This window comes from Candidatus Ulvibacter alkanivorans (genome assembly GCF_003333325.1).
Lineage (GTDB): Bacteria > Bacteroidota > Bacteroidia > Flavobacteriales > Flavobacteriaceae > Ulvibacter_A > Ulvibacter_A alkanivorans.
The window spans coordinates 1-19,360 of record NZ_QOLC01000115.1; the positions used below are offsets into that span (position 1 = coordinate 1).

The following is a 19,360-nucleotide window of genomic DNA, read 5'->3' on the forward strand; positions in this document are numbered from 1 at the left end:
ATTGTAACGGTCTTTTTTTATTTAATTAACGAATATTTATGTATTTTATCGATAAAAAGTTGTATTTAATCGATAAAATGCTATTTTTGAAGATTAACTTTTAGTTTTTACGCCCTCAACTTCATATGCTTATGAGAAATTATATACTCTGCCTATTGGTGCTGTCATGTTTTTCTATGACTGCGCAGCAACTTCAGAAAGTTCGTAACCTTCCGCAGCAACGAACCGATACGACTAAATATGCTACTGCCATCAATGCGATCATCGCGAGTTATGATCAAAATAAGCTGTCACAGCAGTTTCAAGAAGCTTCAGAAAAAGAACTTTTAAATAAAGAAATAGCAAGATCCTATGCTTTATTGCATAACATTCCATTAAAAAAGTACAATGAGGACGGCTCGTTTTCCGAATTACAAAAAATTACTACCAATGGGATACCCATCTATTATGAAGTTCACAATGTGGATGCTGCAATTTCTACACGTGCCAACTATCTAAATACAGGTGGTGGTTTAGGCCTTACCGTAGATGGAGACGATATGACAGCTCACGTATGGGATGGAGGACCCACACGGCCAACACATCAAGAGTTTGATGGTGCCGGAGGGAACAATCGTGTGGCTATCAACGATGGTGTCTTTGGGCTAAATGGCAACAGTTTTCACGCACAGCACGTTACGGGGACCATCGTGGCATCCGGGTTTATAGGTGCAGCCAAGGGAATGGCCTGGCAAGGTAATGCCCTAACACACGATTGGAACAATGACCTGTCGGAGGCCACTAATGAAGCCTCGAATGGAATGCTATTGTCTAATCACTCGTACGGATATCAAGCTCCTAGCATCCCTAATAGTTGGTTCGGTCAATACGGAAGTGATGCAAGGGACTGGGACGCCTTAATGTATAGCGCCCCGTACTACCTGCAAATAAAGTCGGCCGGTAACGACGGTAACGATAACACTTCCAACGCTTCACCATTAGACGGGCAGAGTGGGTACGATAAATTAAATGGAGATGCGTGTGCTAAGAATAATTTAGTGATTGCGAATGCTCAAGATGCTAGTATCAATCCGGATGGTAGCTTGAATTCGGTTACTAAGAACTCGAGTAGTAGCGAAGGTCCAACTGATGATTACAGAATTAAACCCGACATTGCAGGAAATGGGACGGGACTGTATTCTACATACGATAATTCAGATAGTGCTTATAATTCTATTTCAGGAACATCTATGGCTGCGCCTAATGTTACAGGTACGCTATTGTTGCTACAAGAGCATTATAACAATGTGAATAGTGTATTTATGAAAGCAGCCACTTTAAAAGGACTTGCTTTACACACAGCAGATGATGCCGGTACTTCCGGTCCAGATGCTCATTTTGGATGGGGCCTATTAAATGCAAAGAAAGCAGCGGAAGCTATCACAGATGCAGCTGCTAATTCGGCAATCATTTCAGAATTAACCTTAAATCAAGGACAAACCTACCAGATCACAATCCAATCAGACGGGGTAAGTCCGTTGTTGGCATCCATCTCATGGACCGATCCGGCTGGGACCGTAAACAATGGCACCAACAGTAACACACCCGCATTGGTCAACGATTTGGACGTCCGATTAAACAATGGGACAACATATACTCCTTGGCGCCTTACCGGAGTGACCACAAATGGAACCGGTGATAATGACGTGGACCCGTACGAGCGAATTGATATTACAAGTGGAGCGACCGGACAATATGTATTAACGGTTACTCATAAGGGATCCCTTTCAGGAGGGTCACAAGATTTCTCTTTGATCGTTACAGGCGGTGTGATCGCTGCGGCAACTCCTGAAATTTCCTTCGGAACCACTACGGCACAAACTACAGAAGGAAGCGATTGTAGCTACACCGATATTAACATACCTGTGAATATTGGTCAGGCTCCTTCGGCTAATGCCGATGTTAATTTTACGGTAGCCGGTGGCACAGCTTTAGATGGGATTGATGCAGAACTTTTAACCCCTCAACTTACTTTTCCGACGGGATCGGTGGCACCCCAAAACATTATAATTCGAGTGTATGAGGATGGTTTTATCGAGAGTGACGAGACCTTTGTTGTAGATTTTACAGTAAATGCAAATGGCGGTGATGCCACCGCAAATACCAATGCGGACTCAGTTACAGTGACAATTACCGACGATGATAGCGCTCCTCCGGTCTCCGATACCTATACGTTGTCTTCATACGATATGGAGGACACAACAGGTTGGCAAGGAATTGATGCCGATGGTGACGGTAATGCTTGGATATTGGTTTCAGGCTTGTCATATACAGGAATAGAGGGGACGTTTTTCGCTTCGGAAACCGATCTAACCATATTAACGCCTACCGCCAACCCACCTAATGCAAATCCGAATAATTACGTAATTAGTCCGATACAATCCATCCCTGCGTCTACTACCAATGTTTCATTTAGCTTTGGGATTGGAGGCTATCAAAACTCGGAGTACTATGCTGCCTATTGGACCACAGATATCAGCAATGAAGCTGCAATAACAAGTGGTATTTTATTATCACAAGGAAACACCCCAAATGGAGCCGGTGCTATTATTACGGTAAATGAGTCTTCTATTGCCGGACAAGATGGCTATTTTGTGGTAAGGCATCACAATTCCGATAGCAACAATGGCTTGTTATTGTTCGATACGTTAACAATCGATCTTACCGTCGATACTTCTGTACAAACGGCGACTAATATTGCTACAAGTGATGAAACCAACCTGCCTACTTCAGGAAGTATGTTTATGACCGATAGTTCCAGTGGAGCACTAATGGCGGAGATTGACAACAACACTATTCACGACTATGGTTGTGTCGAAGTCTATGTTTCACGTGCCGGCACGGGAGCCCAAGCCTATAATGGCAGCACTTCACCTAATCTTGTCATGGATAAGGTCTTTACAGTAAACAGAGACAATCTTGCTACTACCGGTGATGTTACAATTACATTTTATTTCACTGAAGCTGAAGTTTCAGGATGGGAGACGGCCACCTCACTTAATCGAACTGCGTTAGTTGCCGCAAGGGAAGATGGCGGGTTTTTAGCTGAAACATCCAATCTAACGATTGGCTCCTTTGGGGCGCATGTAACTTTGACCGCTACCTTCACCGAATTAAGCGATACCTTTTACTTTGGCCCGTCATCTGCATTTATTGCATGTCCCGGCGTGGCCAAGATATGGAATGGTGTAAGTTGGTTGCCACCCGGAGATCCAACTTCGCTAGATGCAGTCACGATAGATGGCGATCTTACGTTAGCTGCAAATGATCTTGAAGCTTGTACGCTAAGCATCAATGCCGGGAATACCGTAACCGTTACGGCCGATCAATATCTACGTGTAAATGGAGATATAACGGTAGACGGAAGCCTAATAGTAGAGCATCAAGGGAGTGTTGTACAAGTTGACCCTTCGGCAACTGTAACCAAAAATGCAGGAGGGGTGATAAATGTTGAAGTAACGACTCCGGTGTTAAGCCCAAGAGATTTTATGTTAATGGGAACGCCAATGTCTGCCGAAACTAGAGAAGGTGTTTATACCGATGCATTCTTGGTATTAGATTTTACTCCTCAAAACTTTATTCCACATCCGTTGGTGCCTGCAGGAGGTACGAATTTTGCCGATGATGACGGAGATTTCTACAATGAATATTCAGGAGGACTAACCGTGGGGGAAGGTTATTTGGTTCGTCCGCAAACCGGATATTCGCATCCAACTACCGAGTCATTCAATATGACCTATACCTTAGGCACCTTAAATAATGGGAACATATCGCATCCAGCGATCTTTAATAATATAACCGACAACCCTGACGGAACTCCGAATATTTTTGGAAACCCATATCCGTCGGCCATATCTGCTAACGACTTTATCAATGGAAACCCACTAATAAACGAAGTGTATTTCTGGGAGCATCTAACGCCACCAAGTAGTTCCTTTCCGGGTGCAAATCCTACTATGAATTTTAGCATGGACGATCTTTCTATGTATAATTTATCGGGAGGAACATCGGCAGCTAATGATCCTGGAACTAGTACAGAGCCAAATGGTGTCATTTCAACTGCTCAAGGCTTTGCTGTCAAGGTGTTCTCTGGAGGCAATGTAAATTTCACAAATAGCATGCGCCTAACTACCGGAAATACAACCTTACGACAAAGCGCTAATAATGACTTGATCGATAAGATCTGGCTCAAGTTGGCAAATACTACCTACGAATTAGGTAGTAATACGCTCATCGCATTTAACCCATTGGCAACACCGGATATTGATTCTGGATATGACAGTGAACGAATCTCTACCAATATTGGTCTATACTCGTTGCTAGAAGTTGGTGAAAACGAATTAGGCATACAAACTCGTGAGCAATTTGAAGACGGTATGAAAATACGACTTGGCTTTTCTACTCAAATCGCTGCGGAAGAACAGTACACTATTTCGTTGTCCGATTTGGAAGGAATTGCCATAAGTGAAGCAACTGTATATCTTATCGATACCTACGAAAATGTGATCACTAATTTGACTATGGAACCTTATAGCTTCCGAAGCAATAAAGGCGTATTTAATAATCGATTTGTACTTCAGTTTAAAAGTGATGACATTTTAAATAATCAGGAAGCAGCCTTGGAAATGATCTCTGTATTTCCAAATCCGACAAAAGATCGGGTGCATGTGGTGTCACCTCAAATTCAAATTGATCGAATTGAAGTATTGGACATGCAGGGTAGAACAATTCAGCAGTTAGATACTTCCAATCAATCAACGCATGAATTAGACCTTTCAGCATTGCGATCTGCAATTTATTTCGTTACTATTTCTACCAAAGAAGGAAGTGTAACGAAGAAGCTTATTAAAGAGTAAACACTAACGTATAATTCTCTAATTTCGCCCTCAAGCAGTTGAGGGCTTTTTTTGCTATATTTCTTAAAAACACTTTCTCGTGTTTGAATATACATGGGGTTCGATTGAAGCGAGTGGCTAAAAATGATTAATTTTGCCGATGAAAACGCTACAGTAATTTTATAACTATGGCAGTAAAGCTTACACAACAGGAACTCCATAATCTTGCGATGAATATTGTTGGCAAGGATCTGGAAGAAAATGGATTCGAATTTTTAGGGGTTAACTCAAAATTAAAACGCGACCCGCAATTCGTAGCACTTAAAGATAAAGATCTGCATTTTGTAATTGTAAGGGCTATCTCGTATCCCGATGATGCGAATACCTACGATGCAGAATTTATGCAAAAGATCAAAAAGCACGCCGATTCGTTTGAAGCCAAAACCTATTATGCAGGTGTTGGATTAGGTCACGGCACCGATTACGCTTTGCCCGTAATTAAGGACGAAGCCTATACCATGGTGTATAACGGACTGCAACAAATAGAATAGTATGACACGTGTTTTTTATTTTCTAATCTTCTTAATGGTAAGTGTCGCTTGCGTCGAAAAAACGCCACAGCCTAAGGTGCAACAAGGCAATGCGTTTGGAACGACCTACACCATTCAGTTTTATTCGGAAAGGAATGTTGATATGTCAAGAGGGGTCGATTCGGTGATTAACCAAATCAACCAATCGGTGAGCACTTATATGCCAACCAGCGATATTTCTAAGATCAACAAAGGCGACTCCACTATTGTAGTCGATGATATCTTTAAGGAGGTGTATGTTATTTCTGAAAAGGTATATAAGGAGTCCAGTGGATACTTCGACCCGACTATCGGAGTGCTTCGGAATGCATACGGATTTGGTGATGTAAAGCCATTAGAACGAATCGATAGCCCAGTATTAGATTCTTTAATGCGTTATGTTGGATTTCAGAAGGTGTCAATCACTTCCGAAGGAACCGTTAAAAAAGAACATCCCGAGATCTATTTCGATTTTAATGCTGTGGCCAAAGGATATGGAATTGATAGAATAGGTGCCTATCTCGAAGCTGAAGGTATCGAGAACTTCCTAATAGAACTAGGGGGAGAGTTATTAGCAAAAGGACAAAATATTGCCAAGAACAAGCCTTGGGTGGTAGGAATTGAAGCAGTTGATTCTGCATTGGATAATCGAAATTATGAAGCGACCGTGCCGTTGGTAGATCGAGCTATGGCATCTTCCGGGAACTACCGAAAATTTAGGATCGACTCCATCACCGGAAAACGATTTGTACATACCATAAATCCGTTAACAGGCTCTGCCGAAAAAAGTGATGTGACGAGTGCGACCATTCTTGCTCCAACCTGTGCATTAGCCGATGCATATGCCACCGCTTGCATGGCCTTGGGGTTAGAAAAATCAAAAGTATTATTGGCGTCGCTCCCCAATGTAGAAGCCTACCTTACCTATCAAGATGGTGAGCAATCAAGGGTGTATCAAACACCGGGAATGGCTGCGATCATGAAAACCAATTAAGATCATTTCTGTATTGGTTTTTTACAAACAGGCAAAAGCTCACCTTTTGCCAGACGATAGGTATTGATCTCTTCTTCGGAAAGGGTTGCGGTATAGTCTACGGCATTTACTTCAAATCCAACCGATCTTAGCTTGTCAAAGTAGTCCATTCCATACACACGTACATGGTCGTATTGTCCAAAGATGGCTGCCCGTTCTTTGGGATCGGTAATGCTATCGTCCTCGAATGTATGTTCTCTATCGGCCGCGTACGGCACTTGTAATATTGCCGTTCCTCCGGGTGCCAATACCCTGTAGAGTTCCTTCATCGCTTTGGTGTCGTCTGGGATATGCTCTAACACATGGTTGCAAAAGATAAAATCGTAGCTATTATCTGAAAAGGGGAGCGCGCAAATATCGGCTTTTACTTCTGCCAAAGGAGAGTTTAGATCGGTGGTGGTATATTTTATATGCTTCAGTTTTTTAAATCGATAGTAGAAGGCTTGTTCGGGTGCAAAGTGAAGTACCTTGTGTTCTTCTGAAAAAAAATTGGTTTCATTCTTCAGAAATAACCATAACAATCGATGTCGTTCTAACGATAAGGTGCTTGGCGATAATACGTTTTCCCGCACTTTTTCGTAGCCGTAGGGTAAAAATTTTCTAAAGGATCTTCCGTCTATAGGATCGGTATAAGTTTCACCACGCAAAAAGAAAGCTACCAAAGGGCGTACTAAAAAACTAAGTCGGATAAGAATGGTCCTTGGAAATAGATTCAGAAAGAATTTAAAGAATTTTTGCATGATGCCTTGTTTTAAAGCACCAACGCTTTTTCACGAAATTCATTTTCTTCATCACTTTCAATACCCAGCGCTTCATATACATAAGCGAAGGTTGAAAGTAATTCGGGCTTTCCGTTTATTAATGCAACATTGTGTTCAAAATGTGCCGAAGGTTTTTTGTCTTGGGTGACTATGGTCCAGCCATCGTTCAACTGACTGATTCGTCGAGTACCCATATTGATCATGGGTTCGATCGCAACCGTCATTCCTTCCACAAATTTTTTGCCTCTGCCACGACGGCCATAATTGGGCATCTCGGGATCTTCGTGCATTTTTCTACCTAGACCGTGTCCTACCAATTCACGGACCACTCCGTAGCCATGTGCCTCACAATATTTTTGAATGGCAAAACCAACATCTCCAACGCGATTATTGGCTTTAAATTCACGAATTCCAACATAGAGAGATTCTTTGGTCACTTGCAGCAACTTCTTGGTTTCTGCCGCCACTTCACCAACTTCGAACGTATAGGCATGGTCTCCATAAAATCCATGTTTTATCGCACCACAATCGATCGCAACAATATCGCCTTCTTCCAATGGTTTGTCGGTAGGTAATCCGTGGACAACTGCTTCATTTACGCTGGTGAGTAAGGTAGAAGGGCAATCGTATAAGCCTAAGAAACCCGGTATCGCATCTTGATCTCGTATATAGGCCTCGGCCATATCGTTGAGTTGTTGAGTGGTAACACCCGGCTTAACTTTGGTCGCCAGCATCCCTAAGGTTTTAGAAACCACTAAAGCGGCTTCTCTCATCAATTCAATTTCTTCTCTAGTTTTAGGTATGATCATGATGCATAATTAAAATGAAAACCAACCTTTTTTCTTTTTAGGTTGTGGGGTAGTGGGAGTACGCTCTCCGGTTAACAGTTGGTATATTTCTCCCCAACCCATGAGCCCGCCAATATTGCGGTCGTCTATAAAATAATCGGCATTTATTTTTCGACTATGACTAGGATCAAATTCTTCTTCGGGAAAACTCTTGTTAACAGCATAGAACACCACACCGTTATCTTTACAAAATTGTACGGCCTCATCTAAAGCTCTACCTTTTCTATACGTCCAAAGGATCAATCGATGTCCCTGCGACTGCAATTTTTTCATGGTATCGAAGGCAAATATGATCGGTTTCCCAATTTTGGGATATTCGTCTTCTACGATGGTACCGTCGAAATCGATCGCAATGTTATAGGTTTCAGTCATAATAGTGGGCAAAATTACAAAGAAAACTCTCGATTGGAAAGTTTTAAATTAAAGACTTACCGGTCATTTCTTTTGGTGGTTCAATTCCCATTAATTGCAATACAGTAGGCGCGATATCTCCCAAGACGCCGCTTTTTACTTCGGAAAGGTCATTGTCTACGACTATGATAGGGACCGGATTTGTTGTGTGAGCCGTATTTGGGGACCCGTCGGGATTTCGCATGGTTTCACTGTTGCCATGATCGGCTATGATAATAGTAGTATAGTCGTTCTCTAAAGCCGTTTGCACGATGTTCTTGGTGCATTTATCCACCGTTTCACACGCGGCAACAGCTGCTTCAAATACGCCTGTATGTCCAACCATATCCGGGTTGGCAAAATTTAAGCAAATGAAATCTGCCGATTTGTTTTCCAATTCGGGAATGATCTTGTCTCGTATCTCATAAGCACTCATTTCGGGCTTAAGGTCGTAAGTGGCAACTTTTGGTGACGGACATAAAATACGACGCTCACCGGTAAATGGAATTTCACGCCCTCCGGAAAAGAAGAACGTTACGTGAGGGTATTTTTCAGTTTCAGCAATTCGAATTTGTGTTCTATTATGTTGTTCCAACACCTCACCTAAGGTCATCTTTATGTTTTCTTTGCTGTAGACTACACGAATTCCCTTAAATGCATCATCATAATTAGTGAGTGTCACAAAATGCAAGGGCATTGTTTTCATACCAAAGCCTTCATAATCTTGCTGCGTGAGTACTTCGGTAAGTTGTCGTCCGCGATCGGTACGAAAATTAAAGAAAATGACTACATCCTCAGCTTCAATCGTTGTTAATGGTTTGTCATTTTCGGCATATACGATAGGCTCTAAAAACTCATCGGTAATACCGTTTTCGTAACTGCTGCGAATGGCTTGGACAATGTTCGTAGTTTGCTCTCCTTTTCCGAAGCGCAAAAGATCGTACGCCTTTTTTACCCGCTCCCATCTTTTGTCACGATCCATCGCATAATACCTGCCAATTACAGAGGCTAGCTTTGCCGAAGTTTGACTAAGTGTTTTTTGCAACTCTTCAATAAAACCTGCTCCAGATCTTGGATCGACATCACGACCATCGGTGAAGGCGTGAACGTAGACATTGCCTACTTTTTTCTCTGCTGCCGCTTTAAGTAGGCCTTTTAGATGATCTATGTGTGAATGCACACCACCATTAGAGACCAAGCCAATAAAATGAACGTTTTTATTATTCGCTTTGGCATAGTCGAAAGCTTCGGTTAAAGTGGACTCCTGCAGCAAGGTGTTGTTTTTTACTGCCATGTTGATCTTTGCTAGATCTTGATACACGATGCGTCCTGCGCCTAGATTCATATGCCCAACTTCACTGTTACCCATTTGGCCATCAGGCAAACCTACATTCATACCATGCGTGAGAAGTTGTGCGTTGGGATAAGCGGAATTCAGTGAATCGATAAACGGTGTTTTGGCTTGCGAAATCGCCGAAACTGAAGGATCTTGTGTAATTCCCCAGCCGTCGAGTATTAGTAAAAGGACCTTTTTGTTCATGGTACAAAGATAATGACAAAATCCTGCTTAGTGTAGCAATATGGCCGAAATGACCACTTGTTTAGCCGCCATATTTTTGAATAGATTCTTCGATCTTTTGTATCCTATTGTCCGGATCGGGATGTGTGCTTTTAAATTCTGGCGCGCGATTGGGCCCCGAAGCAGCTTTTAATATTTCCATGACGCGTATCATTTCACGTGGCTCATATCCGGCCTTGATCATAAAACGTACACCCAGATCGTCACTTTCCAGTTCGTCCTCACGACCGTTGCCTAACAATACATTTTGACCAATCCCGGCTACTAAACCGCCCGCATCGGCACCCACAGAAGCTCCGGTAGAAATAGTTTTCCAAAATTCGCTATTGGCAATTCGTTCTGCCGAATGTCGCCCTAAGACATGACCAATTTCATGCCCGAGCACTCCAGCTAGTTGGTCTTCGTTCTCCAGCTGAGAATACAATGCATAGGTGATGAATATTTGTCCGCCAGGCAACGCAAACGCATTTACGGTATTCGAATCGGCCAGTAAATGAAACTCGTATTGGTATGGAGTGTCGCGTGCAACACTATTTTGAACCAATTTGTTGCCTACCAAGTCGACCAATGCTTGTGCATTTTGGTCCGGATACATACCGCCATATTCGGCAGCCATTTGAGGCGCACTTTGTAATCCGATCCTAATTTCCTCTTCGGTAGACAAAGAGATCGCTTGGTCTTTACCGGTATACGGATTTTCTTCGGTATTTGCACATTTCTTAAAGAACGCAAACGCCACGATCGCTAAACCAATCAAAATTCTGATCTTCCAATTGCCTCTCATTCGCATACCACTACTTTTTATGATTTAAAGTTACGAAAGTAATTTGGGATTTATGTCTAGTATGTTGTTGGCTCGATACCGTTCAATAAATGCTTCGGAAAAATGCTCGGCGCCAAGAATCTTTTCCTCAAGCACCAATTGCTTTAGGTCTAATTTTTTATAGGCTTGTAGCATTGGTATGGAAACGGGAGCATAACTAAAATGCCATGGTTCGTACGCAAACCCCTTTCGCAAGGCGTTGTCGGTGTACGTTTCATAAAATCCGAATTCGGCTGCGTGCTCATCCATCCATGCTTTAAACTTGCAAAAAGGGCCATTGCCATGAAAGTGTTTTGCTTGTAATACGCTGGCCGGGCGCGGCGCATTGGCTTGAATAAGGTCTAGATCGGTGCCCCAATGATGTCTTGAGGTGCCAGGGATCGTAGAATACTCGATGATCTTTTCAATAGCATCGGTAGGTGATAACCCCTGCTTTGTAAATCGATCGTATTTTCCCTCAAAGATCTCTTTTTGACGCTGAAAACTCCGGTAGGCAGAAACTACTTCAATTTCGATATTGGCCTTAGCGGCGGCACGTTTCATTTTTGTTAATGCTTCGGAAGCTTCGCGATGCATGGTCGAGGTATAAGTATCACCAACAAGATCTTGATTTCCTTTGCCAATAAGTTGATTCCGACTAAAAGATTGTGTCCCGGAAAAAGACAACTGCGGTAGGACAGCTATACCAATTCCACCCAAGCCGGTAATTTTAATAAATTTATTTCGGTTCATTTTATATCTTAGTATGGATTTAAAAGTACTATAATTTTGAACGAATCTCCTATCTCCTTTCGTATTATTCCGGCTTCAGAAATACACAGCATTCTTCCTTTATTAAAGATGCTTAGTAAGAAAACACCTTCCGAAGCCATATTAAAAACTCGCCTCACCGAAATGGCACAACAAAATTACGAATGTGTTGGTATTTATCTCGATTCGGTACTTATTGGTTGTTGTGGGCTATGGTTTCAAACGAGACACTACGCAGGTAGAAGTATAGAAATGGACCATGTGGTGGTCACCGACGAACATAGAAACAGTGGCATTGGCAAGAAATTGATGAATTACGTATATGAGTACGCCAAAAAACATGATTGTAACTGGGTAGAATTAAATACCTATGTCGATAATTTTCTCTCTCACAAGTTTTATTACAGTCATGGATTTGTTGCAAAAGGCTATCATTTTATTAAGGATATTACACAAACAACCTAGCGAAATTGGTACCGGGACCTAGTTCGATTGCCGACTTGTTTTGTTCGAATACGCGCGCACTGAGGTCTCCTTTAAGAATAATTTCGTGATTGGTAGCTCGTAACCAACTCCCTTCTCGTAACCCTACGACAGGAACCGTATTTTGAGTATGAAATTCGTTGATACGAGTTTCACGCGTTTCACCCATATGCTCGCTATTGGATATAGGATCTAGATAGTGCGGATTAATATTGAACGGTACTATACCAAGCGTTTTGAATGAAGGAGGATATACAATAGGCATATCGTTCGTGGTTTGCATAGTGAGTCCGCAAATATTGCTGCCTGCGCTAGTACCAAGGTAAGGTAGTCCGTTTAAAATGGCCATTCGTAACGGTTGCATCATCGCATGCTTGTATAGTTGAGAGACCAACAAGAAGGTGTTTCCACCACCGGTAAATACTCCGGTTGTCTTTTTTAACGCGTCTAATGGATCGGAAAAGGTGTGAATACCGACAACTTGCTTGTCTATTTGCTGAAATGCTTCGGAAGCTTTTGCCGTGTATTCGTCATGCGATATACCGCTGGGGCGAGCGTAGGGGATGAACAAGATCTCATCGGTATCTTTGTAAAGTTCTGAAAGCGCGTTTAGTAGATAGTCAAGGTAACTCCCGCCGAAAAGTGTGGAAGTGCTGGCAATAACACAATTCTTCATAGAAATAATTATTGCATAAATTTAACAAACGAAAAGGAATAACTCTCGTCTTTATAATGTAATTTCAAACTTATGAAAGCTCGATTCCTTCTTATACTATTGCTGTTGCCATGTTTAATGTTGGCACAAGAAGTGGATCGTGTCACAATTAACGGAGTGATAACTGCACCCGAAGGGGATGACGTAGAAGGCGTGAATGTGTATAATAGCTCTTCCCAACGAGGCACTGTAACCGATGCCGACGGAACCTTTACTTTGGATGTAGCCGAAAATGACAGAGTGCAAATTACGGCCTTACAGTTTCAATCTTTTACGGTAATTGTGGATAAAGGCGTCCTGGATGCCAAGCAAATGGCCATTTATTTAAATCCGGCTGTAAATGTTTTAGAAGAAGTTATAGTGCGACCGTATGATCTTTCAGGAAACATACGAGCCGATGTGGCGCGCATAAAAACGGTAGACCTCGATACCGAATGGGCCTTAGACTATGAAAACCTTGAATTCGAATACGGTTTTATTGTGGATGCGCAAACATCGATTCGTGGGAATAAGGCCGAAGAAGCCTATTACAACGGACAAAAACCGTATGGAGGCAATATTTTGGGGTTAATCGGGTTGTTGCTTCCGAAGAAAAAGAAAAGAGATTCTTCGGCAAACGCACAAGAGTTGCTCTTGTACAACGCCCTACGCCAGCGATTTAGCAATGCATATATTGTGGAAACTTTCAACATACCACCTTCTCAAGCAAACGATTTTATCTACTTTGCAGAAGAAAATGGGGTTCGAGCGAGCATGCTACGCGCCGAAAACGAATTGGAACTGTTGGCATTTATGTCAGAAAAGGCAGAAGCCTATAAACAACGTCGTGCAAAACAATAGCAGCTATTTATGTGTTCTTCTTTTATTTTTTGTCGCTCTGGTGAACGGACAGGAAAAGGAGATTCATGGAACCATTACCAACGAATCTGAAGTGGAAGGGATTCATATTCTAAATACGACCTCCAGATATAATACAGTAACCAATGCCTTCGGAAACTTTTCGATCGAAGTAAACCTAAACGATACCCTATTAATATCTTCGGTAAAATATATGCCCGAAAAAGTGGTGATCACCGATTCGATTTATGAAAACCAAATATTGACAATAGAATTACGGGAGTTGATCAACGAGCTGGATGAGGTGTTCTTGAGACCCAAGCTAACCGGTAACCTAGAAACCGATCTCAAAAATATAAAGACCGAAAAACCCATTAATTTCGATGATGTTGGAATCCCCGGTTTTAAAGGAAAACCGGAAGAGAAGATCGTCCCTATTGTTCCATCGCTTGGAACGTTTACCACTGTAGATCTGGAAGCCATGTACAAACACATTAGCGGTTACTATAAAAAATTAAAGATTAAACGAAAGTGGGAGGCTCAAAACACCGACGCAGCCAAGATCATCAATTTTTATACGCGTAACTTTTTCTTCGAAGCGTACAATATCCCCGAAGGACGACTGTACGATTTTATGTTATTTTGTATCGAAACTTCAAGCCTGCAGCGTGACTTTAAAAACGAGAATTACAATGCGGTCTTGGCAATTTTTTCTGAAAAAAGCGAAATGTATGTAAACAGACTTTCCGAAAAAAAGGAATAGTTATTGTAACAATACCGTTTAAAAAACGTCTAACGCAGTTAGAATTTACCATATGAAGTTTGTAAAAGTTGCCCTTATCTTGTTCCTGTTCCCTTTGCTAACAGCATCGACAGCACATAAATTTTATGTAAGCATCACCAAGATCGAGCATGTTGAAGAAACAGAATCCCTACAGATTATCACCAAGATCTTTATTGACGATATTGAAGATGTGCTTCAAAAACGTTACGATCCTAACGTCTCGCTCGCAACCACTAAAGAACGTGAGCAAGACGCCGCACTTTTAAAAAAATACATTCTTCAGAAATTAAAAATAAAAGTAAACGGCAAGCCTGTTACGTACGATTATATTGGTAGAAAATACGAAACCGATGTGGTCAAGTCCTTTATTGAGGTAAAAGGGGTCAAAGACATAAACTCGATAGAAATTGAGAACAAAGTGCTTATGGACCTCTTTCCTGAGCAGCAAAACATTGTTCATGTTAAAACCGATTCAAACAGAAGAAGCCTCTTGTTGGATGCAGATAATCCTAAAGGATTGTTAAACTTCAATTAAATAAATCATAACCGCACTAGAAAAGTTATTTTTAGAACCTTAAAATTTAGAAACCATAACTAATTACAAATGAAAGTAGTAAAGTATCTCTCTCTGGTCGCCCTTTTTCTGGCGGCAGGTATGACCTATGCGCAAGAAGAAGAAACAACCGAGCGCAAACCCGGACATACCAATAACAACCGATTTAAGCAATTATACGAAGAGTTTTCAACGCCAAACATGTTTCGTACGGCGAGTGGAGCTCCAGGACCGGAATATTATCAACAACAAGCAGACTATGTGATGAACATTGAGCTTGACGATAAGAATGCGCGAATTTACGGTGATGAAACCATTACCTACACCAACAATTCGCCGGACGAGCTAGAATATCTTTGGGTACAACTGGATCAAAATGTGAGAGCTCAAGATTCTCCTTCACCTCTTATTGAACCAAGCGGTGCTGCTCCTGCAGACGCAGTTGGAAGTTTCGTAACGAATTATATGGGCGCCGGCTTTGATGGTGGTTTTAAGATAGAACATGTAAAAGATACCAAAGGCGGTGATCTTCCTTACATCATCAATCAAACCATGATGCGTGTCGAAATACCAGAAAATTTAGAACCGGGAGAAAAATTCAGCTTTTCTATCAAATGGTGGTATAATATCCCGGAGCATACCGTAGACCGTGCCAGAAGTGGATATGAAACTTTCGATGACGGCAATCGCGGATATGTGATCGCTCAATTTTACCCTAGAATGGCAGTATACAATGATGTCGAAGGATGGCAAAATAGTCAGTTCTGGGGGCGTGATGAATTTGCGCTTCCCTTCGGAAACTTTGACGTAAACATTACGGTACCAGCAGACCATACATTAGATGCAACCGGTAAGCTACTGAACAGAAAAGAAGTTTTTAGTAAAGAAATGATGAATCGCTATGAAAAGGCGAAGAAGACGTACGATAAACCGGTAATAATTGTAACTGAAGAGGAAGCGGAAGCAGCTTCTAAAGGATTTGCAACAGCAAAGAAAACATGGAAGTTCCGTGCCGAGAATGTACGTGATTATGGTTTCGCTACTTCACGACGATATATCTGGGATATGATGGCGGTCAAGATTGGAGATAAAGATGTCATGGCGGTTTCAGTATATCCTCCCGAGGGGAACCCTTTATGGGAAGATTACTCAACCAAAGCAGTGGCTAGTACCTTGAAGACCTACTCAAGAATGGCTTTCGATTATCCGTATCACAAGGCGATCTCGGTTCACGCAAAGAACCAAGGGATGGAATACCCTATGATCTGCTGGAACTACGGAAGACCCGACAAGGACGGTAACTACAGCGAACGTACCAAATACGGGATGATAAGTGTTATTATTCATGAGGTTGGTCATAACTATTTCCCTATGATCGTTAATAGTGATGAGCGTCAATGGACGTGGATGGACGAAGGGCTAAATACCTTTGTTCAATATGTGGCAGAGCAAGACTTTGGAGAATGGTATCCAGATGCGATCGCACCAAATACGAAATACCCGTCGAGAAGAGGTCCGGCCAAGAACATCGTAGATTATATGGCAGGTGACCAAGATTACATGGCGCCTATTATGACCAAAGGATTAAACACCTATAACTTTGGAGCAAATGCCTATGCAAAGCCGGCGACCGGATTAAATATACTTCGTGAAACGATCATGGGACGCGAATTATTCGACTATGCATTTAGAACGTATTCACAGCGTTGGATGTTCAAGCACCCAACTCCCGAAGATTTCTTCCGTACCATGGAGGATGCCTCTGCAGTCGATCTAGACTGGTTCTGGAGATCTTGGTTCTATAGCACCGACTACACCGATATTGGTGTAAAAGAAGTGAAGAAATTCTATGTTACTTCAAAAATGAACAAGCAGGTGAGAGAATTGATCGAAGCCCGTGGAATGAAAGAAAGCGACCTCCCACCACTGGTATATTTGGTTGAAGAAGGAAGTGAAGATTTTGAAGAGAGTATGAGAACGGCTACACTAAACGATGTAACGACCTTGCAAGAATATCTAATGGACAACATGACGCCACAAGAGCGTGCTAATTTAGAACAGCCTAAATATTTTTATGAAGTAACTTTCGAGAAGCCGGGAGGTATTCCTATGCCTATCATTGCAGAGTATACCTACAGCGATGGTTCTACAGAGCGCATAACCTATCCTGCACAGATCTGGAGAAAGAATGATAGTTCGGTTGGAAAAGTAATCGCATCCGATAAGGAGATTACTAAAATTGTTGTAGATCCCGATGAGGAAACAGCAGATATCGACACTTCCAATAACACTTGGCCACAGCGCAATAAAATGGGAGAGTTCAATAGCTTTAAAGAAGACGTAAAAGGAGAATAATCTTTTTAACTCACTAATTAAAAGCCTCGTTACTTTAACGAGGCTTTTTTATTTATAGGCCGAAACTTGTTTATATTTGCAGCATGATCGCACAAGCACATTTTCTTTTTATTAGTGGAGCAGAGATAGGTTTTATCCTGTTCATAGTGCTATTGGTGTTTGGAGCCGACAAAGTGCCGGAGATCGCTCGTGGTCTAGGTAAAGGAATGCGACAAATTAAAAACGCTACCAACGATATCAAATCTGAGATCACAAAAAGTGCCGAAAAACAAGGTATCGATGTCGATATCACCAAAGATGTACGTGAAGAGATCGATAAAGTAAAAGAAGACATCGAAGAGGTTACAGGATCTGTAAAAAGAAAGTTCTAAATGCTGGAAACGCTTAAAGAATGGGATCGCGAGTTATTTCTATACCTTAACGGACTCGGTATCGAACGATTCGATAATTTTTGGATCTTCGTCACACAAATCGAAAGTTGGACTCCGCTTTTTGTACTTTTTATCGTGCTAATATTCATTTTTTATAAATGGCGAAAAGGAGGTGCTGTAGTCTTTTTTCTATTGCTCACTTTTGGCATTACCATGCTATTCACAGGTATCACTAAAGACTTTTTTGCGAGACTTCGTCCAAATAATGTAGAATCGTTTGCAGAATTGATACGCATCCTACAAAAACCGACCAACTATAGCTTTTTCTCAGGTCATGCTTCTTCCAGTTTTTCAGTAACAACCTTCATGGTACTGGCCTTGAGGCACTATACCAAATGGATCTATTTCGCCTTTATATGGCCGTTTATCTTTGTGTTGAGTCGAATTTATGTAGGTGTACACTATCCTAGTGATATCTTAGTTGGAGCACTGGTAGGGACCTTATTTGCATTTTTCTTTTATTATCTATGCCGAAAGGCCTTGATCCAAGTGTCACCCGAATCTGACGATATTGTTGTGTAGTACTGTTTGCTTCGGAAAGATGCTGGTCAATTGTTTAAGTTGTATCTAGTTTCCATCTAAATTTTTTATAACCATACCCCTAAAAAGGAAAGAGCTGAGCTTGTTAGATGCTCAACTCTTATTTATTGGTTAGTTAAATATGATATAAGAAACAAGGCCCTCCCCAAAGCTGCTTACGTCTTGAAGAGGGCTGTGCTTTTTCTTATAGGTCCTTCACAGGCTGCAAAGGATGGAAAGTTATGTTTAGTTGATCCATTCATACTATTGGTTAATAATTATACTACAAAGATGGTCGAAAAGTAGAGTCGAATCAAGAGGAAAAACACTGAAAATCATTACTATATAACCTGTTTTTTATTAGGTAAATTTCCAATTTGCTTACTTTTTTACTACCGTGAACATAGGGTAAAACCCCCTGTTTATGGGGGTGATTTCCACCTTTTTTACAGTGCAAAATTATTTAAGTTGCTATAATACAGTAGGTTGAGATGCTTGTGAAAAACCTGACCTTTCTTGGATATGCTGATTATTAGGATTTTAGTGTTAAATTTATAGAAACCTAAAACCTTTATTATGAAGCGCCCACTCACTTTTGTGCTACTAGTATTTATAACTTGTTTCTCTATTTCTTGCGAAGAACCACCTCAGGCACCACAACAAACGATCTCGGCCGAAGAGGCCAACACATTGGAAGAGGAGTTTAAGCAAACGCGAGCGGCAATAATTAACGATTCACTTGGATTTGAAGATACGCGTGAATTCGTATTCTCGCTTGATTCATTAAAAAAGTATATTGAATATGTAGAACATACTGCAGACGAACGCGGATTAGAGAACCTCGGATTACGAATCTACTTTGCAGCCTACCCCGAAAACAGTAATTACCCCGATGCCGGATATGCAACCGTATTTTTAGTCCCAACGGCACAGCAACAACCATCTAATGTGAGGCAAGGATTTTGGCCTACACAACCTAACGATGAAAATATAGAGGATATTGACCCATTGAATTTTTCACAAGGCGGTAGACCCCCAACCGACTATTAATATGAT

The 19,360-nt window shown here is 41.5% G+C and carries 18 protein-coding genes; 11 read left to right on the forward strand and 7 right to left on the reverse strand.

Features of this window, described 5'->3' with window-relative positions:
• The first annotated feature begins 131 nt into the window (after nucleotides 1-131).
• The 3 genes from DWA30_RS12820 (at nucleotide 132) to DWA30_RS12830 (ending at nucleotide 6,437) form a co-directional block, all read left to right on the forward strand.
• Nucleotides 132-4,895 carry a RemA C-terminal-like gliding motility protein gene (locus DWA30_RS12820; RefSeq protein WP_136073209.1) on the forward strand — a complete coding sequence of 1,588 codons (4,764 nt, stop codon included), beginning with the start codon at nucleotides 132-134 and terminating at the stop codon, nucleotides 4,893-4,895.
• A 167-nt stretch (nucleotides 4,896-5,062) separates the two neighbouring features.
• A complete protein-coding gene (locus DWA30_RS12825) occupies nucleotides 5,063-5,425 on the forward strand; it encodes a DUF8840 domain-containing protein (protein ID WP_114492928.1) in 363 nt (120 codons plus the stop codon).
• A 1-nt stretch (nucleotide 5,426) separates the two neighbouring features.
• Nucleotides 5,427-6,437, forward strand: a complete 1,011-nt coding sequence (locus DWA30_RS12830) for an FAD:protein FMN transferase (RefSeq protein ID WP_114492929.1) — start codon at nucleotides 5,427-5,429, stop codon at nucleotides 6,435-6,437.
• Nucleotides 6,438-6,439: 2 nt separating this feature from the next.
• Here DWA30_RS12830 and DWA30_RS12835 read toward each other — a convergent pair whose 3' ends face one another.
• From DWA30_RS12835 to DWA30_RS12860, 6 genes are all read right to left on the reverse strand, one after another.
• On the reverse strand, nucleotides 6,440-7,216 hold the full coding sequence (locus DWA30_RS12835) for a methyltransferase domain-containing protein (RefSeq protein ID WP_114492930.1): 777 nt from the start codon (nucleotides 7,214-7,216) through the stop codon (nucleotides 6,440-6,442).
• An 11-nt stretch (nucleotides 7,217-7,227) separates the two neighbouring features.
• Nucleotides 7,228-8,046: a type I methionyl aminopeptidase gene (gene map / locus DWA30_RS12840; protein ID WP_114492931.1), complete on the reverse strand. Its 819-nt coding sequence runs from the start codon at nucleotides 8,044-8,046 to the stop codon at nucleotides 7,228-7,230.
• Between the two features lie 9 nt (nucleotides 8,047-8,055).
• Nucleotides 8,056-8,457, reverse strand: coding sequence for a BT0820 family HAD-type phosphatase (locus tag DWA30_RS12845; protein WP_114492932.1), 402 nt, complete (start codon nucleotides 8,455-8,457; stop codon nucleotides 8,056-8,058).
• A gap of 43 nt (nucleotides 8,458-8,500) precedes the next feature.
• Nucleotides 8,501-10,015, reverse strand: a complete 1,515-nt coding sequence (gpmI, locus tag DWA30_RS12850) for a 2,3-bisphosphoglycerate-independent phosphoglycerate mutase (RefSeq protein WP_114492933.1) — start codon at nucleotides 10,013-10,015, stop codon at nucleotides 8,501-8,503.
• A gap of 61 nt (nucleotides 10,016-10,076) precedes the next feature.
• Nucleotides 10,077-10,838 carry a M48 family metalloprotease gene (locus tag DWA30_RS12855; protein WP_438829902.1) on the reverse strand — a complete coding sequence of 254 codons (762 nt, stop codon included), beginning with the start codon at nucleotides 10,836-10,838 and terminating at the stop codon, nucleotides 10,077-10,079.
• A 30-nt stretch (nucleotides 10,839-10,868) separates the two neighbouring features.
• Nucleotides 10,869-11,609 carry a M15 family metallopeptidase gene (locus tag DWA30_RS12860; RefSeq protein ID WP_114492935.1) on the reverse strand — a complete coding sequence of 247 codons (741 nt, stop codon included), beginning with the start codon at nucleotides 11,607-11,609 and terminating at the stop codon, nucleotides 10,869-10,871.
• Between the two features lie 36 nt (nucleotides 11,610-11,645).
• On the opposite strand from DWA30_RS12860, the gene DWA30_RS12865 reads away from it, so the two are divergent.
• On the forward strand, nucleotides 11,646-12,092 hold the full coding sequence (locus tag DWA30_RS12865) for a GNAT family N-acetyltransferase (RefSeq protein WP_245933920.1): 447 nt from the start codon (nucleotides 11,646-11,648) through the stop codon (nucleotides 12,090-12,092).
• Here DWA30_RS12865 and pepE read toward each other — a convergent pair.
• Nucleotides 12,076-12,786 carry a dipeptidase PepE gene (gene pepE / locus DWA30_RS12870; protein WP_114492936.1) on the reverse strand — a complete coding sequence of 237 codons (711 nt, stop codon included), beginning with the start codon at nucleotides 12,784-12,786 and terminating at the stop codon, nucleotides 12,076-12,078. The two genes, DWA30_RS12865 and pepE, sit on opposite strands and share 17 nt — an antisense overlap.
• 72 nt (nucleotides 12,787-12,858) lie before the next feature.
• Between pepE and DWA30_RS12875 the strand changes: the two genes are divergently transcribed.
• The 7 genes from DWA30_RS12875 (at nucleotide 12,859) to DWA30_RS12905 (ending at nucleotide 19,354) form a co-directional block, all read left to right on the forward strand.
• Nucleotides 12,859-13,665, forward strand: coding sequence for a carboxypeptidase-like regulatory domain-containing protein (locus DWA30_RS12875; RefSeq protein WP_114492937.1), 807 nt, complete (start codon nucleotides 12,859-12,861; stop codon nucleotides 13,663-13,665).
• Nucleotides 13,652-14,425 carry a carboxypeptidase-like regulatory domain-containing protein gene (locus DWA30_RS12880; RefSeq protein ID WP_136073210.1) on the forward strand — a complete coding sequence of 258 codons (774 nt, stop codon included), beginning with the start codon at nucleotides 13,652-13,654 and terminating at the stop codon, nucleotides 14,423-14,425. Before DWA30_RS12875 ends, DWA30_RS12880 begins: the two co-directional genes overlap by 14 nt.
• 52 nt (nucleotides 14,426-14,477) lie before the next feature.
• Complete coding sequence (locus DWA30_RS12885) at nucleotides 14,478-14,981, forward strand: DUF6702 family protein (RefSeq protein WP_114492939.1); 504 nt, start codon at nucleotides 14,478-14,480, stop codon at nucleotides 14,979-14,981.
• A gap of 69 nt (nucleotides 14,982-15,050) precedes the next feature.
• On the forward strand, nucleotides 15,051-17,354 hold the full coding sequence (locus DWA30_RS12890; RefSeq protein ID WP_114492940.1) for a M1 family metallopeptidase: 2,304 nt from the start codon (nucleotides 15,051-15,053) through the stop codon (nucleotides 17,352-17,354).
• Between the two features lie 83 nt (nucleotides 17,355-17,437).
• Entirely contained in the window at nucleotides 17,438-17,725 is a 288-nt protein-coding gene (locus DWA30_RS12895; RefSeq protein WP_114492941.1) for a Sec-independent protein translocase subunit TatA/TatB, read from the forward strand.
• Complete coding sequence (locus DWA30_RS12900; protein ID WP_114492942.1) at nucleotides 17,726-18,307, forward strand: phosphatase PAP2 family protein; 582 nt, start codon at nucleotides 17,726-17,728, stop codon at nucleotides 18,305-18,307.
• A 573-nt stretch (nucleotides 18,308-18,880) separates the two neighbouring features.
• Nucleotides 18,881-19,354: a hypothetical protein gene (locus tag DWA30_RS12905; RefSeq protein WP_114492943.1), complete on the forward strand. Its 474-nt coding sequence runs from the start codon at nucleotides 18,881-18,883 to the stop codon at nucleotides 19,352-19,354.
• The last annotated feature ends 6 nt before the right edge of the window (nucleotides 19,355-19,360 follow it).